Raw genomic sequence first — 14872 nt, 5'->3', positions numbered from 1 at the left:
CTACGCGACTTGTTACTTAACGAGCCGCTACGCGGCCGCCGCCTACCAGACCTTCACGCTGTGCGCGCTTACGAGCCAGCTTGCGTGCACGGCGAACGGCTTCAGCCTTTTCGCGGGCGCGCTTTTCAGATGGCTTTTCATAATGACCGCGCATTTTCATTTCGCGGAAAATACCTTCACGCTGCATCTTTTTCTTAAGAGCGCGGAGAGCCTGATCAACATTATTATCGCGTACGAGTACCTGCACGTGTAATCCCGTTCCGTTTCGGTTAGATTTTTCAGTTTAGCCTGAAGGCACCGGTGAGCCCCGAAGAAAAAACAGTCTGGCAGTTCCGGTAAAGGAGCCGTCTTATGGCTGAGAAATCTTAAGACTTCGCAACGGCCTTCCGATGCAAATTCGAGTGCCGTTTAACAGTATCCGGCGCGATTGTCCACACAGAATCCGTAACACAGCGCCCGATCAGGCCTTATCAACCTCATTATTACAGTTTTAACCGTAAAAATCACGTTTTATTTGCATTTTTCTTTGCGGAGATTGCATTGGTTTTGATCTGCAAATGCAAAATTTACCCCATATTTCACAGAGATTCTCTGTCGCTTTTTCCGCTAATTTTCATGCGGAATGAAGTGAGTCCTTCGCGCTGATACCCCGTCGCAATACGGAAGCTTTTCAGCAAACAAAAACCGCATGATACGCCAAAACCCGTCGCAAAATGGCAAAGTCGGGGTCGGCATATGGTTTAACTTTAAACCAACAGGCGGAAAAAATCTTCCGCGCCCAGATAAGGGGACATTATGCGTAAATTTTCAGTATTTGCAGTTGCCCGAGAAGCACTGCGCGGCAACAAAGGCTGGGAGCCGCAATGGGCTTCACCGGAACCGCGTGCCAGCTATGATGTGATTATTGTCGGCGGCGGCGGTCACGGTCTGGGTGCCGCCTATTATCTGGCCAAAGAACACGGCATCACCAATATTGCAGTGCTGGAAAAAGGCTGGATCGGCGGCGGCAACACCGGCCGTAACACCACTATCATCCGCTCCAACTATCTCTATGAAGAGAGCATGAATATCTATGAGCATTCGCTCAAGATGTGGGAAGGTCTGTCGCAGGATCTCAACTACAATGTGATGTTCTCGCCACGCGGCGTGCTGATGCTGTCGCATAATATTCATGACAAGCAATCCTTCAGCCGTCACATCAATGCCAACCGCCTCTATGGCATCGACAATGAATGGCTGACACCGGAACAGGCCAAAGCCTATTGTCCGCCGCTGAATATTTCACAAAATTCCCGCTATCCGATCAATGGTGCAGCCTTGCAGCGCCGCGGTGGTGTTGCCCGTCACGATGCGGTTGCATGGGGTTATGCCCGTGCAGCTTCTGACCGTGGCGTCCACATCATCCAGAATTGTGAAGTGCTCGGTATTCGCCGCAATGCGGACGGCAGTGTCAGCGGTGTTGAGACCAATCGCGGCTTTATCGGCGCCAAAAAAATCGGTGTTTCCGCTTCCGGTCACTCCTCCGTCATCATGAATATGGCTGATGTACGCGTACCGTTGCAAAGCTCCCCGTTGCAGGCACTGGTTTCTGAACCGATGAAGCCGATTGTGCCATGCGTCGTCATGTCCAATGCGGTTCACGCCTATATTTCCCAGTCGGACAAAGGCGAGTTTGTTATCGGCGCCGGTACCGACCAGTATAATTCCTATTCGCAGACAGGCGGCTTGCAGATCATCACCCATACGCTGGATGCAATCTGTGAATTGTTCCCGATGTTCCGCCGCGTGAAAATGATGCGCCAATGGGGCGGTGTGACTGACAACACTGTTGATCGTGCACCGATCCAGAGCAAAACCCCTGTGCCGAACTTGTTCGTCAATGCAGGCTGGGGCACCGGCGGTTTCAAAGCGACACCGGGTTCCGCCCATCTGTTCGCCCATCTGATCGCCCGTGGCGAACCGCATCCGCTGGCCGCAGGCTTTACGCTTGATCGTTTCCGCACCGGTCGTCTGATCGACGAAGCTGCAGCTGCAGCCGTAGCCCACTAAGGATAATTATCATGCTTTTGATCCATTGCCCTTATTGCGGCGAAGACCGCTCGGAGCTGGAATTCCGCAGCGCTCATGATGCTCATATTGCCCGCCCGACCAATATAACCGAACTTTCGGACGAGGAATTCGTTGAGTTTCTCTATTGGCGCGACAATCCCAAAGGCGTAATTTTTGAACGCTGGCGGCATATTCACGGCTGCGGCCGCTTCTTCAATGCGGCACGCGACACTGTGAGCGACAAGTTCCTGCTCACCTATAAAGCCGGAGAGCCGAAACCGGATCTGAGCCAAATCGTACAGACGAAAAGTGTTGCGGCCAAGGAGAGTGGTAAATGAGCGGCTCAAAACGCATACCTGGCAAAGGCCGTCTGACCCCGGCGAAAACCGCCCGTTTCACCTTTGACGGCAAGACTTATACAGCATTGGCAGGTGATACTGTCGCCTCGGCTCTGCTTGCCCATGATATTCACCTGATCGGACGTTCGTTCAAATATCATCGTCCGCGCGGTTTTCTGTCCGCAGGGCCGGAAGAGCCGAATGCATTACTGGATATTTCCCGCGACAAAGCCCATCGCCAACCGAACGTGCGGGCAACCGTGCAGGAAGTTTTCGACGGCATGCATTCGGAATCGCAGAACCGCTGGCCGTCTTTGTCTTTCGATATCGGCGCAGTGAATGATCTGTTTTCGCCTTTCTTCGGCGCAGGCTTCTATTACAAGACTTTCATGTGGCCGAGAAAGGCGTGGGAGAAGGTCTATGAGCCGATCATCCGCCGCGCCGCAGGTCTGGGCGTTACACCAACCGAACCTGACCCTGACCGTTATGCAGGCCGCTATGAGCATTGTGATGTGCTGGTTGTCGGTGCAGGCGTAGCAGGTTTAAGTGCTGCGCTTGCTGCCGCACGCACCGGTGCCAAAGTTATCCTCTGCGACGAACAGTCGGAAGTCGGCGGTGCCCTGCACCATGAGAACGGCACCAAGATCAATGGTCAGGATGGCTTTGCATGGGCGCAAATCACTGCGGCTGAGCTGAATGCCATGCCGAATGTGCGTGTTCTCACCCGCACCACGGCTTTCGGTTACTATAACCATAATTTTGTGGCTCTGGCAGAACGGGTTACAGACCATGTTGCCTTGCCTGAGAAGAACACCGCGCGTGAGCGTCTGTGGCAGGTGCGTGCCAAGCGCGTCATTCTCGCCAACGGTTCTATTGAACGTCATATGGTGTTCGCCAATAATGACCGTCCGGGTGTGATGCTGGCTTCGGCTGCCCGCACCTATCTCAATCATTTCGGCGTGGCTGTCGGCTCGCATGTCGGTGTTTTCACTGCTCATGACAGCGCCTATGAAGCCGCCTTTGATCTGAAAAATACAGGCATTGATATTCCGGTGATTGTCGATGCACGCGCCCATCCGGGTGAAGCTGTGCTGGCGGAAGCCCGCCGTTTGAATATTCCGGTTTTGACCAATCATTGTGTGCTGACTGTCGGCGGCAAGCTGCGGGTCAAATCCATGACCGTTGCCACCAATGGCGCGAAGTCAGGCCGCAAATACACAATTGATGCGCTGATCACCTCCTCCGGTTGGACACCATCGGTGCACCTGTTCTCACAATCACGCGGCAAGCTGCGCTTTGACGATGCCAAACAGCGCTTTCTGCCGGATGTTTACGCGCAGGACTGCATCTGCGTCGGCACCTGTAACGGCACCGACGATCTGCAGGCAGCAATTGATGAAGCCGTTGCAGCAGGCACATCTGCCGGTGTTGCAACCGGCGGCAAGGCATCAGCAACCACCACTGTCAGCGCAACAACAGCCTATAGCTGGAGCGGCGGCATGGTCGGCACCACAGCCGGTGCAGGCCCTGACAGCAATGTGAAGGCGTTTATCGACTTCCAGCATGATGTCTGCGCCAAGGATATCCGTAATGCCGTGCGTGAAGGTATGCACTCTATCGAGCATATCAAACGCTTCACCACCAATGGTATGGCATCCGATCAGGGTAAAATGTCCAATATGCACGGGCTGGCGATTGCCTCGGAAGCGCTCAACAAGCCGATCCCGCAGGTCGGACTCACCACTTTCCGCCAGCCTTATACACCGGTGACGTTCGGCACACTCATCAACTCGTCCCGCGATCATCTGTTTGATCCGGCGCGTCAGACTGCGCTGCATCATTTTGAGGCTCAGAACGGCGCGGTTTATGAGGATGTCGGCAACTGGAAACGCGCATGGTATTATCCGCAGGCCGGTGAAACCATGCATGATGCGGTGTCCCGCGAATGTAAAACTGTTCGCGAAGTCGCTGGTATTTTCGATGCTTCCACCTTGGGTAAAATTGAAGTTGTCGGCCCTGATGCCGCTGAGTTTCTCAATCTGATGTACACAAACGCATGGGATACGCTGAAACCGGGTCGCTGCCGCTACGGTATCATGACCGGTGAAGACGGTTTCGTGATGGATGATGGTGTGGTCGGTCGCATGGCGCATGACCGTTTCCACGTCACCACCACAACCGGTGGCGCACCGCGTGTTCTCAATCATATGGAAGATTATCTCCAAACCGAGTTCCCGCATCTCAATGTCTGGCTGACCTCCACAACGGAACAATGGGCAGTGATTGCCGTTCAGGGGCCGAAAGCCCGCGAGATTATTGCGCCATTTGTTGAAGGTATTGATATTTCCAACGAAGCCTTCCCGCACATGAGTGTGGCGGAAGGTAAATTCTGCGGTGTACCGACCCGTCTGTTCCGTATGTCCTTTACCGGTGAACTGGGCTTTGAAATCAACGTCCCTGCCGATTACGGTCAGTCTGTGCTGGAAGCCGTCTGGGAACGTGCGAAAGCCATGGGCGCCTGCCTCTACGGTACAGAAACCATGCACATCTTGCGTGCTGAAAAAGGCTATATCATTGTCGGTCAGGATACAGACGGTACTCTGACCCCGCATGATGCAGCGGTCGGCTGGGCTGTTTCCAAGAAGAAAACCGACTTTGTCGGTATCCGTGGTATGCGCCGTCCCGATCTGGTGGCGGAAGGCCGCAAACAACTGGTCGGCCTGCTGACCAAAAATCCGAATACAGTGCTGGAAGAAGGTGCGCAGATCGTTGCCGATCCGAACCAGCCGAAACCGATGAAAATGCTCGGTCACGTCACCTCTTCCTACTGGTCGTCCAATCTCGGCCGTTCCATTGCCATGGCTGTGGTGCATGATGGATTTAACCTGCACGGCAAGACCCTGTTCGTGCCGATGCTGGATCGTGTGATTGAAGTTGAAGTAACCGGCCCCGTCTTTATTGACGAAAAGGGAGAGCGCCTGCATGTCTAACTCCGAAGCAAGCGCACAGCGCATCACAGTTCTGGGCAACAACCGCGCCGGAAACGGTTCGGTACAGATCATTCCGGCAGAACCGGCGGAGCGTATTTCACTCCGCGCCCGCGCTAATGATGTTACAGCGCTGTCCAAAGCCCTTGGCGTCACTCTGCCGCAAAAGCCAAAGCACAGCGCCACCAAGGGCAAACGCTCGGCATTGTGGCTTGGTCCTGACGAATGGCTGGTGATTGACACCGGCGGACAATCACCTTTTGCGGATTTGCAAGGCGTTGAAACCTTGCATGCCGCAACCGATGTATCCCATCGCAATATCGGCATTCTCATTTCCGGCGAAGGCGCAGAGACAACAATCAATGCAGGCTGTCCGCAGGATCTGTCTTTGACTGTTTTTCCGGTTGGTGCAGCAACACGCACGATTTTCGGCAAGGCCGAGATTGTGCTGTGGCGCCTGTCTGAAACCGAATTCCGGCTGGAATGCTGGCGCTCCTTTGCGCCCTATGTTTTCGGACTGCTGAGTGAAGGTGCACTGGACGCAGCCGTCTGACGATAACCTCAACGTCCTGAAACTGTCATAATTACACTTTAAGCACCGCGTCTTCTAAAAGGCGCGGTACTTTTATTTTGAGCAAGCATAATAGCTTTAATGTGATTGTTCATTTACAGCAGACCGCACTAAAGCATCTTCTGCGCCGTATTGCCCTCTTCTGTTTTGACAAGCACCATTTTCATGACCATTAAAAAACGTCTCATCATTAATTTCACAGGTTATGAAGGGCTGCACCCTAAGGCAGTGCGCGTGCGTCATCGCAAAATTATGAGCGATTTTGACAAGCTGTGGGGCACAAAAACCAGCCTGTCTCCGATGGCCGATGCAGATCACGGCAGCGGCACCATGCAGGTGACAGCCAAAGGCGAGAACTGGGAAACGCAAAGCGAATTCTGCCAGTTCGGCACCGCAGATATTTTTGATGAATATGCAGCGCGCTCCCTGCCACACCGTCTGTTCACCGGCAGCCGCGCTTTTCTGAATATTCTCTTCACCGGCACCTTATGGCGCTATGGTCGCACCAGCTGGCGGTTTGTCATGTTTTTCATGTGGCCGTTTCTGATGGTGCTGGCCATGCTGGCCTTAACACTCGGCATCACAACAGCACCGGTACTGGCAGGCTTTTCCGCATTGCACATGCTCTGGTCGCTGCCGCTGGCTCTCGGAATTTGCTACGGGCTGATACGGGCGCTGGATGAAAAACTTTTCATTTCCTATCTGCTCGACGACTGGTCTGCGGCCTATGACCGGATTTATGACAAGAGTACCAGTCTGCGCCAGCGCAAACAGGTTTTTGCAAAAATGCTGGCAGAAAAGCTGCGCAGCAGTGAGGCTGATGAAGTCATCATTATGGGGCATAGTCTCGGCACTGTACCGGCGATTGAAGCTTTGGCCGAAGTCTGGCGCAGCGAGCCGGAACTCCTGCGCAAACAGCCGGTCTCTTTGCTTGCTGCCGGCTCCTGTTTGCTGATGATTGCTCTGCATCCGCGCGCTAAAGCCTTGCGCGAGGATGTAAGTGTATTACTGAACGATAGTCCGGTTTTCTGGGCTGAATTTCAGGCGCTGACGGATATCATCCATTTTTACAATTCAGAACCTGCCAAGGCTCTGAAAATTCAAACCAATAATCCGCCGCTGATCCAGCATATCCGGTTCAAACATATTCACGCCCCTGTCCGTTACAAACAGGCCAAGGGTAATTTCTTCAAAATGCATTTGCTGTTTATTTCCGGCAGCCAGAAGAAGAACGCCTATGATATCGGCATGTTCCTGCACGGGCCTTTTGCGCTTAAAACCCTGCTGACCGATTACCCCGATCAGCCTGCACCGCTGGATACATTACACTAAAACGGCACTGCCTCGTTTCTGGTCAGCACGAGGCGAAAATGGTGTTCTTCGAGAACCGAAACGGAGCGTACTAAAGTACGTGAGTATCGGAAGTGTAGAAAAACGCCATTTGCAGCCCGTTCTGGCCGGAAACTTCACTCAGCAGGTGGCACAACCGCAATGGTCAACCACCGTGCAGTCAAAGCCGGTTTGACCATACCTTCCACTTCCAGTGTCACGTCATAATGATTGACCACGCGACCGGAAGGACGGATATCCGCATCAGCCAGTTTGAAACGGGCGCGGACGCGGGTTCCGGTTTTGACCGGCGACATGAAACGCACACTGTCAAAACCGTAATTGATGCCCATGGTTGCGCCCTGCAGCATCGGCAGGGCTTCAAAAGCCAAAGTCGAGAGCAATGAAAGCGTCAGGAAACCATGGGCGATTGTGCCGCCGAAAGGTGTTTCTGCAGCACGTACCGGATCCACATGGATATATTGATGATCATCCGTTGCATCGGCAAACTGGTTGATCATTTCCTGTGTCACCACACGCCACTCGGAGCAGCCGATTTCTGTGCCGATCGCTTCACGCAGCTGATCCAGAGTGATCGCATCTTTCATTGCTATAGACCTTTATGATGGATTCGCACTTTCAGAGAATGTTATTCTCTATCTCTTTCCAGCTGCTATAAACCGCTTTTGCACCTTTTTCCAAAAGCTTTTCCGTGTGTCCGGCATAAGTATGTCCGCCGCCGGTATAACCGATTGCTGTCATGCCTGCGGCAACCGCTCCTTCCACACCAAATGGTGAGTCTTCAAACACCACACAACGTGCCGGATCAGCACCGAATTTCTCTGCGGCAAACAGGAACAGGTCCGGCGCAGGCTTACCGCGTTTGACCATTGTGGATGAATATAAAGCGCCATCGAACGCATTAATCAGACCGGTTTTTTCCAGACTGAAAGCAATACGCTGCGGCGAGGAAGACGAGGCCACGCAGCTGCGGGTCTTCAGACGCTCCAGCACACCGGCAATGCCGTCACAAGGCTGCAAGGCTTCAGAAAACACCCGATGTGTTTCTGGCCAGATATCATCCTGCGCTGCATCCGGCAGATAATGACCGGTCAGATCGCCGATCAGACGAATAATATCCGCCTGTTTCATTCCCACGCCTTTGGCTACCGTACCGTCAGGAATCGGCATATTATGGCGGGCATAAACATTATGGAAAGCCAGCGCAGCCAGCGGTTCGCTGTCGACCAGCACACCGTCACAGTCAAAAATCACGAGATCCCAGTTATTATTGGTTACACTGTCCAGCACTTTGAACTCCTGCTCTGTCATGCCGCACGGATGCAGCCCCTTAGTAATTGATATTTAATCTAGTCTTTTATAACTGTCATTATCAGGCGGGTTATTCTCCCGCAAAACACTATCTCCGGAGAACAAACATGGCCACCAATGTCGCACTCACCGGCTTAGCTCGTGATATGAAAGCCCGCGCCGATACCGGTAAACCCATCCGTATCGGCCTGATCGGCTGCGGAGAAATGGGCACCGATATTGTGACCCGTGTCGCCCATATGCCCGGCATCGAGATCGGCGCGATTTCGGAAACCAATCCGCAACGCGCCCTCAAAGCCGCCGAGATCGCCTATGGTGAACAAGGCCATGCCCGCGAGGTTGGCACCGGCTCTGATCTGAGCCTCGCGCTCGAAGCCCATAAAATTGCTGTTACCGATAATGCAGACCTCATTCTCAATAATGACCTGATTGATGTGGTGATTGATGCAACCGGCATTCCTGCTGTTGGTGCAGAAATCGGCCTGCGTGCCATGGAGCACGGCAAACATCTCGTAATGATGAATGTTGAAGCTGATGTGACAATCGGCGCTTATCTTAAGAGCGAAGCCGACCGTCTTGGCGTTGTCTATTCGCTCGGTGCCGGTGACGAACCGTCATCCTGTATGGAACTGATCGAATTTGTGACCGCGATGGGACATCCGATTGTTGCCGCCGGTAAGGGTAAAAACAATCCGCTCAATATTGATGCGATCCCTGATAATTATATCGAGGAAGCCACGCGCCGGAATATGAATGTGCGCCTGCTGGTGGAGTTCGTTGACGGTTCCAAAACCATGGTGGAAATGGCGGCTATCGCCAATGCCACCGGTCTGGTGCCGGATAAAGCCGGTATGCACGGCCCTGCGGCCACACTCGACCAGCTCTCCTCAACGCTCATCCCTGAAAAAGACGGCGGCGTGCTCTCCCGTGTGGGTGTGGTTGATTACACCATCGGCAAGGGCGTAGCTCCGGGTGTATTCGTGGTTGCGGACATGTCCCATCCGCGTATTAGTGAGCGTATGGAAGACCTGAAAATGGGTAAAGGCCCGTATTTCACCTTCCATCGTCCGTATCACCTGACCTCGCTGGAAGTGCCCCTCACCTGCGCCCGAGCAGTGCTCTATGGCAAAGCCGATATGGTACCGCTGAGCAAACCGACCGCAGAAGTTGCAGCCGTTGCCAAGAAAGATATGGCAGTCGGCGAAACCCTCGATGCAATCGGTGAATATTGCTACCGCGCATGGATCATGACCGCTGGTGAAGCCCGCGCAGCCAAAGCCATACCATGCGGTATGCTGACCGGCGCCAAAGTACTGAAGCCGATCAAAAAAGGTGAACTCATCACCTATGACAATGCGGCTCTGCCTGCCGGTTCCCGCCTTGCGGAACTGCGTGCCCGTCAGGACAAGCTGGTTTACGGACAATAAGCCAAGGGCAACGGAATCTCTTATGCAGCAAAGCGCGCTAACCTGCTGACAGGCTGTGTTTTGCCCGAAAAAGCGTAAGAAAGTCAGCATTAAACATTGTTCAAATCACAATAAAAAGGCGGCTCAAAAGCCGCCTTTTCTTTTATCTGCCGAAGTGCACCGGTTTAATCCAGCGCTTTGACGATATTTTCGACCATCTTCTTTGCATCAGCAAACAGCATCATGGTGTTGTCACGGAAGAACAATTCATTCTCCACGCCCGCATAGCCGGAACCCATGCCGCGCTTGATGAACAGTACCGTTCCGGCCTTATCCACATCAAGAATAGGCATACCGAAAATCGGTGACTGCGGGTCTGTTTTCGCCGCCGGATTGGTCACGTCATTCGCACCGATCACGAAAGCCACATCGGCCTGCGCAAATTCCGAATTGATATCTTCCAGCTCGAAGACCTCATCATAAGGCACATTGGCTTCCGCCAGCAGCACGTTCATATGTCCCGGCATACGACCCGCGACCGGGTGAATGGCATATTTGACCTCAACGCCCTCTTCCTTTAGCTTGTCGGCCATTTCACGCAGCGCATGCTGTGCCTGTGCCACCGCCATGCCATAACCCGGTACGATGATGACTTTAGCGGCATTCTTCATGATGAAAGCCGCATCATCTGCCGAGCCTTGTTTGACCGGACGCTGCTCAACTTCGCCAGCCGCACCGCCAGCAGATGTGTCGCCGCCGAAACCGCCAAGGATCACAGAAATGAACGAGCGGTTCATGCCCTTACACATGATATAGGACAGGATCGCACCGGAAGAACCAACCAGCGCACCGGTGATAATCAGTGCCAGATTGCCCAGCGTAAAGCCGATACCTGCCGCTGCCCAGCCGGAATAGGAATTGAGCATTGACACAACCACCGGCATATCTGCGCCGCCGATCGGGATAATAATCAGCACACCGAACAGTAGGGACAACAGCACAATCGCCCAGAACACCAGATGGCTTTCAGTCATCGCCAGCACGATCACCAGAACGACTATGCCGATAAACAGCGCCGCATTGATGATATGCCGTGACGGCAGCATGATTGGCTTGCCGGACATACGACCATCCAGCTTGAGATAGGCAATGATCGAGCCCGTAAAGGTAATGGCACCAATGGCCACGCCAAGCGACATTTCCACCAATGCCTGTGCGTGGATTGACCCCACCTCACCGATGCCGAAAGAATGCGGTGAGTAGAGAGCCGCAGCGGCCACCATCACCGCAGCAAGACCAACCAGCGAGTGGAAGAATGCCACCAGCTGCGGCATGGCTGTCATAGCAATACGCTTGGCAACAACCGCACCGATACCGCCACCGATTGCCAGCCCAAGCACAATCAGTGCCAGTCCGCCAAAAGACGGTTGCGCCAAAATCAGCGTGGTGACAATGGCAATGCCCATACCGAGCATACCGTAAAAATTACCCTGACGGCTGGTTGTCGGATGAGAAAGACCGCGCAATGCCAGAATGAATAACACGCCGGAAACGAGATAAAGAAAGGCTGCCAGATTAACGCTCATGTTTCAGCCCCTCACTTGTCTTTTTTCTTATACATGGCGAGCATGCGCTGGGTGACCAGAAAGCCCCCGAAAATATTTACACTTGCCAGCACCAAAGCGATAAAGCCGAAGCCGGTTGCCCAGCCGGAAAGGGAAAGACCGACGGCCAGCAGCGCACCGACGACGATCACCGAAGAAATCGCATTGGTCACCGCCATCAAAGGCGTATGCAAGGCAGGTGTTACCGACCAGACAACGTAATAACCGACAAAAATCGACAGAACGAAAATCGCCAGCTGAAATACAAAAGGATCAATCATCCCGCCGCTGGCAACATGCACAGCATTGCTGATTGAATCTGAACTACCCAGACCTTCCGCAGCCTGACGCAGGTTTTCAACCGCCTTGTCGAGACCACCCAGTGCCTCTTTCAAAGAATCCGCACTCATGCCTCATCCCCCTTATTTCCGGCTTCATTTACGGTTTTCTTGCCTGCACCCGTTTTGCTTGATGGTTTTGCAGCAGCCGGTTTTTTCGGGGCAGCTTTTTTGACCGGAGCCTTCTTCACGGCAGGCTTAGGCGCGGCTTCAGCCTTATTATCAACAGCAACCGGTGTTGCTTTCGCATCAGCAAAAGCCGGATGCACGATGGCGCCCTGATGGGTCAGCACCGTTGCTTTCACCAGTTCATCTTCAAGATTGATTGCAACCTGTTTGGTGTCTTTGTCGACCAGCGTTTCAAGGAAAGCGAACAGATTGCGCGCATAAAGCTGTGACGCAGACGCAGCGATGCGACCGGCCGTATTCATATGACCGATAATTTTCACGCCGTCTTTTTCAACAACCTGTCCCGCTACCGCACCTTCAACATTGCCGCCACGCTCAACAGCCAGATCAATCAGCACCGAGCCAGGTTTCATGCTGGCAACCATCTCAGCACTCACCAGACGTGGCGCAGCACGCCCCGGAATCAGCGCTGTGGTAATCACAATATCCTGCTTGGCAATGTGATCAGCAACCAACGCTGCCTGCTTTGCCTGATAGTCTTTCGACATTTCTTTGGCATAGCCACCGGCAGTCTCGGCCGCTTTGAACTCTTCGTCCTCAACGGCCACAAACTTAGCACCGAGCGATGCCACCTGTTCCTTAGCAGCAGGACGCACATCAGTCGCCGTCACCACAGCACCAAGACGGCGTGCAGTCGCAATGGCCTGAAGACCGGCAACCCCTGCCCCCATCACAAAAACTTTGGCTGCTGGTACTGTGCCGGCAGCGGTCATCATCATCGGCATGGCACGGCCATATTCCGCCGCGGCATCAATCACCGCCTGATAGCCTGCAAGATTGGCCTGCGATGACAGCACATCCATCACCTGCGCACGGGTAATGCGCGGCATAAATTCCATGGTAAATGCAGTCAGCCCTGCCTGCGCAATGGCCGCCACACTGTCCTCATGGCCATAAGGATCAAGCATCGCGATCAGCACGGCACCGGTTTTGTAATTTTTCAGTTCAGCGGATGAAGGACGGCGAAGTTTAAGAATAATATCCGCGGTTTTAATATCGGCGGTCTTACCGATCTGCGCACCGGCATCGGCAAAAGCCTGATCCGTAATACGCGACGCAATACCTGCACCGCTTTCCACGATTATCTTAAATCCGTAACCGATCAGCTTTTTCACGGTTTCCGGCGTTGCCGCCACCCGTGTTTCACTCGGATCAGTTTCAACGGGAATGAATATTACCTGAGACAAAACTGCCCTCACTTTCCCTATCCCCAAAACTCACAAAATCCGCACCGGTCTCCTCCGGAACAACATTTTGGACGGGCGCAGTAAATCACGGAAAAAGCAGGCTGCAATACTCTTTATGCAAAAAATTTCTTATGTGATCGAAAATACGCAATTATGGAGAGATTTTTGCTCTGAACAGGCGCTCAAAAAATTATACCGCCAAAATGGCGGTATAATTTATGGATTCCATGCAGTTCTGAAATAAAATTTTTCAGTTTGCCTCTGACAAGTCTCAGGCAAAGAAAACTGCCGCAGCCATAATCAGCGCGAACAGAATAACACCCGAGAACCAGCCGGCAGCAAAAAATGCAAATGCCATCGCGATCATCAAAGCGGAAAGCACAATCGTTCCCCATTTTACCAAAAAGGTAAAACCATGATAGGTGCGCTCATGCTCAGGATAATCCATCTCTGCGCCAAGCTCTGCAGGACCGTGCTGAATTTCTGCCATTTCTTTCTCCCTCCCCAAAGATATCTTCCTTTGCGGCCGTCTTCCGGTTCAGAAATCTTATCTGGCCACAGTTGACACAGTTCTTAAGCAATAGGCAAGCTTCACTTCACCGCCAATGTTGCGACAATCTGCTGCAAGCCGATGCCATTTGCAGCCAAGTCGGGCGACTTTTAGATCAGATACTCAGATAGTTAGATCCCCAGTCCGGTATATTTAGCCGTCGGTAGAATAGTCAGCGGAACATTGCCTGCACGAACATCGGCAAACATATTGCGTCGCTCATGAGCCTGAGATTTAAAAAACGGAAAGCGTACGGCAACCGCATCGCGGATTGAACTGACCGCCGCAGCGCCTAAGCCCACCTGAATACCATAGCCTTCATGATCGCGCGGGTCTGCCAGCATTTGCGAGCCAAAGATGCGCTTATAGAAAGCCATATGCTCCGGCTTGACTGCGGCAAGGCAAAAACTTGCATTGAAATATTCTGATGCCATCGCGGCAATGCGCAATGTCAGATAGGGAATGGCGGGAAATTCAGCGAGATAAGCAGGATCCGCAGCGAAACGTGTGGGATCGACAAAACTCATATTATTATCGAGCATCGGCCCCAGAATATCGGGAAATAATTTGGCGCTGGTACCGATGCGATGCTCTGCCGTAATGTGATGAACACGGAGCGTACTGACCAGAATACCGTCTATATAGACACCGTAAACATAGGCCTGATGATCACGGTCGACTTCATCAATAATGGTGCCAAGAAAATTGTCGTCCATGACATTGCGCGTCATATAGGAACGATAACGCAGCCGGCCGACCTCTTCCAGATCTTCTGCGTGTATAACCCGCCGGTATTCCACTCGATCCAGAAACTCCAGCATGTGCCGGGCAAAGTTCGAAAGGACTGGTGCTTTCGCAACCGGTTGAGAGACCGTCATCTATAATGTCCGCCACCAATAAACTAAAGCTCTGGTGCTGCCGTTTCATGAATATGCCACGCTTCATATTCCGCAAAACACACAGGAATACACATCCTATTTTAAACCCGCCTT

The 14872-nt window shown here is 52.9% G+C and carries 14 protein-coding genes; 6 read left to right on the top strand and 8 right to left on the bottom strand.

Annotated elements, in window-relative coordinates; genetic code table 11:
- Nucleotides 1-16 precede the first annotated feature (16 nt).
- Entirely contained in the window at nucleotides 17-247 is a 231-nt protein-coding gene (gene rpsU / locus A918_RS0118640) for a 30S ribosomal protein S21 (RefSeq protein WP_022712514.1), read from the bottom strand.
- Nucleotides 248-795: 548 nt separating this feature from the next.
- Here rpsU and A918_RS0118635 point away from each other — a divergent pair.
- From A918_RS0118635 to A918_RS21085, 5 genes are all read left to right on the top strand, one after another.
- Nucleotides 796-2049, top strand: a complete 1254-nt coding sequence (locus A918_RS0118635) for a sarcosine oxidase subunit beta family protein (RefSeq protein WP_022712513.1) — start codon at nucleotides 796-798, stop codon at nucleotides 2047-2049.
- Between the two features lie 11 nt (nucleotides 2050-2060).
- Complete coding sequence (locus A918_RS0118630; RefSeq protein ID WP_022712512.1) at nucleotides 2061-2387, top strand: sarcosine oxidase subunit delta; 327 nt, start codon at nucleotides 2061-2063, stop codon at nucleotides 2385-2387.
- Nucleotides 2384-5377: a sarcosine oxidase subunit alpha gene (locus tag A918_RS0118625; protein ID WP_022712511.1), complete on the top strand. Its 2994-nt coding sequence runs from the start codon at nucleotides 2384-2386 to the stop codon at nucleotides 5375-5377. The genes A918_RS0118630 and A918_RS0118625 overlap by 4 nt, the downstream gene beginning before the upstream one ends.
- The gene (locus A918_RS0118620; RefSeq protein ID WP_022712510.1) at nucleotides 5370-5927 is read left to right on the top strand and encodes a sarcosine oxidase subunit gamma; all 558 of its coding nucleotides are present in this window, start codon (nucleotides 5370-5372) and stop codon (nucleotides 5925-5927) included. The genes A918_RS0118625 and A918_RS0118620 overlap by 8 nt, the downstream gene beginning before the upstream one ends.
- A 183-nt stretch (nucleotides 5928-6110) precedes the next feature.
- Nucleotides 6111-7277: a hypothetical protein gene (locus A918_RS21085; RefSeq protein ID WP_033316270.1), complete on the top strand. Its 1167-nt coding sequence runs from the start codon at nucleotides 6111-6113 to the stop codon at nucleotides 7275-7277.
- 134 nt (nucleotides 7278-7411) lie between these two features.
- Here A918_RS21085 and A918_RS0118610 read toward each other — a convergent pair whose 3' ends face one another.
- Together A918_RS0118610 and A918_RS0118605 are read right to left on the bottom strand one after the other, a co-directional pair.
- Entirely contained in the window at nucleotides 7412-7882 is a 471-nt protein-coding gene (locus A918_RS0118610) for a MaoC family dehydratase (protein ID WP_022712508.1), read from the bottom strand.
- A 31-nt stretch (nucleotides 7883-7913) separates the two neighbouring features.
- Nucleotides 7914-8582, bottom strand: coding sequence for an HAD family phosphatase (locus A918_RS0118605; protein WP_028234005.1), 669 nt, complete (start codon nucleotides 8580-8582; stop codon nucleotides 7914-7916).
- A gap of 131 nt (nucleotides 8583-8713) precedes the next feature.
- On the opposite strand from A918_RS0118605, the gene A918_RS0118600 reads away from it, so the two are divergent.
- On the top strand, nucleotides 8714-10033 hold the full coding sequence (locus A918_RS0118600; RefSeq protein WP_022712506.1) for an NAD(P)H-dependent oxidoreductase: 1320 nt from the start codon (nucleotides 8714-8716) through the stop codon (nucleotides 10031-10033).
- Nucleotides 10034-10197: 164 nt separating this feature from the next.
- Here A918_RS0118600 and A918_RS0118595 read toward each other — a convergent pair whose 3' ends face one another.
- From A918_RS0118595 to A918_RS0118570, 5 genes are all read right to left on the bottom strand, one after another.
- Nucleotides 10198-11598, bottom strand: coding sequence for an NAD(P)(+) transhydrogenase (Re/Si-specific) subunit beta (locus tag A918_RS0118595; RefSeq protein ID WP_022712505.1), 1401 nt, complete (start codon nucleotides 11596-11598; stop codon nucleotides 10198-10200).
- Nucleotides 11599-11609: 11 nt separating this feature from the next.
- Nucleotides 11610-12026: an NAD(P) transhydrogenase subunit alpha gene (locus A918_RS0118590; protein ID WP_022712504.1), complete on the bottom strand. Its 417-nt coding sequence runs from the start codon at nucleotides 12024-12026 to the stop codon at nucleotides 11610-11612.
- Nucleotides 12023-13330 carry a Re/Si-specific NAD(P)(+) transhydrogenase subunit alpha gene (locus A918_RS0118585; RefSeq protein WP_022712503.1) on the bottom strand — a complete coding sequence of 436 codons (1308 nt, stop codon included), beginning with the start codon at nucleotides 13328-13330 and terminating at the stop codon, nucleotides 12023-12025. Before A918_RS0118585 ends, A918_RS0118590 begins: the two co-directional genes overlap by 4 nt.
- 271 nt (nucleotides 13331-13601) lie before the next feature.
- Nucleotides 13602-13820: an aa3-type cytochrome c oxidase subunit IV gene (locus A918_RS0118575; RefSeq protein WP_022712501.1), complete on the bottom strand. Its 219-nt coding sequence runs from the start codon at nucleotides 13818-13820 to the stop codon at nucleotides 13602-13604.
- A 191-nt stretch (nucleotides 13821-14011) separates the two neighbouring features.
- Nucleotides 14012-14758: a hypothetical protein gene (locus A918_RS0118570; protein WP_022712500.1), complete on the bottom strand. Its 747-nt coding sequence runs from the start codon at nucleotides 14756-14758 to the stop codon at nucleotides 14012-14014.
- Nucleotides 14759-14872: the final 114 nt, after the last annotated feature.

The sequence above is a fragment of the Pseudochrobactrum sp. AO18b genome (assembly GCF_000409565.1).
Classification (GTDB): domain Bacteria; phylum Pseudomonadota; class Alphaproteobacteria; order Rhizobiales; family Rhizobiaceae; genus Pseudochrobactrum; species Pseudochrobactrum saccharolyticum.
Note: the sequence above shows the minus strand (reverse complement) of the source record. Positions and strands in the feature narration are given on the sequence as shown.

Bases quoted from the DNA above. Each gene is read 5' to 3' on its own strand.
- A918_RS0118600 (WP_022712506.1), top strand. From the start codon at position 8,714: ATGGCCACCAATGTCGCACTCACCGGCTTAGCTCGTGATATGAAAGCC.
- A918_RS0118595 (WP_022712505.1), bottom strand. From the start codon at position 11,598: ATGAGCGTTAATCTGGCAGCCTTTCTTTATCTCGTTTCCGGCGTGTTA.
- A918_RS0118575 (WP_022712501.1), bottom strand. From the start codon at position 13,820: ATGGCAGAAATTCAGCACGGTCCTGCAGAGCTTGGCGCAGAGATGGAT.
- A918_RS0118620 (WP_022712510.1), top strand. From the start codon at position 5,370: ATGTCTAACTCCGAAGCAAGCGCACAGCGCATCACAGTTCTGGGCAAC.
- A918_RS21085 (WP_033316270.1), top strand. From the start codon at position 6,111: ATGACCATTAAAAAACGTCTCATCATTAATTTCACAGGTTATGAAGGG.
- A918_RS0118630 (WP_022712512.1), top strand. From the start codon at position 2,061: ATGCTTTTGATCCATTGCCCTTATTGCGGCGAAGACCGCTCGGAGCTG.
- A918_RS0118625 (WP_022712511.1), top strand. From the start codon at position 2,384: ATGAGCGGCTCAAAACGCATACCTGGCAAAGGCCGTCTGACCCCGGCG.
- A918_RS0118570 (WP_022712500.1), bottom strand. From the start codon at position 14,758: ATGACGGTCTCTCAACCGGTTGCGAAAGCACCAGTCCTTTCGAACTTT.
- A918_RS0118610 (WP_022712508.1), bottom strand. From the start codon at position 7,882: ATGAAAGATGCGATCACTCTGGATCAGCTGCGTGAAGCGATCGGCACA.
- A918_RS0118635 (WP_022712513.1), top strand. From the start codon at position 796: ATGCGTAAATTTTCAGTATTTGCAGTTGCCCGAGAAGCACTGCGCGGC.
- A918_RS0118590 (WP_022712504.1), bottom strand. From the start codon at position 12,026: ATGAGTGCGGATTCTTTGAAAGAGGCACTGGGTGGTCTCGACAAGGCG.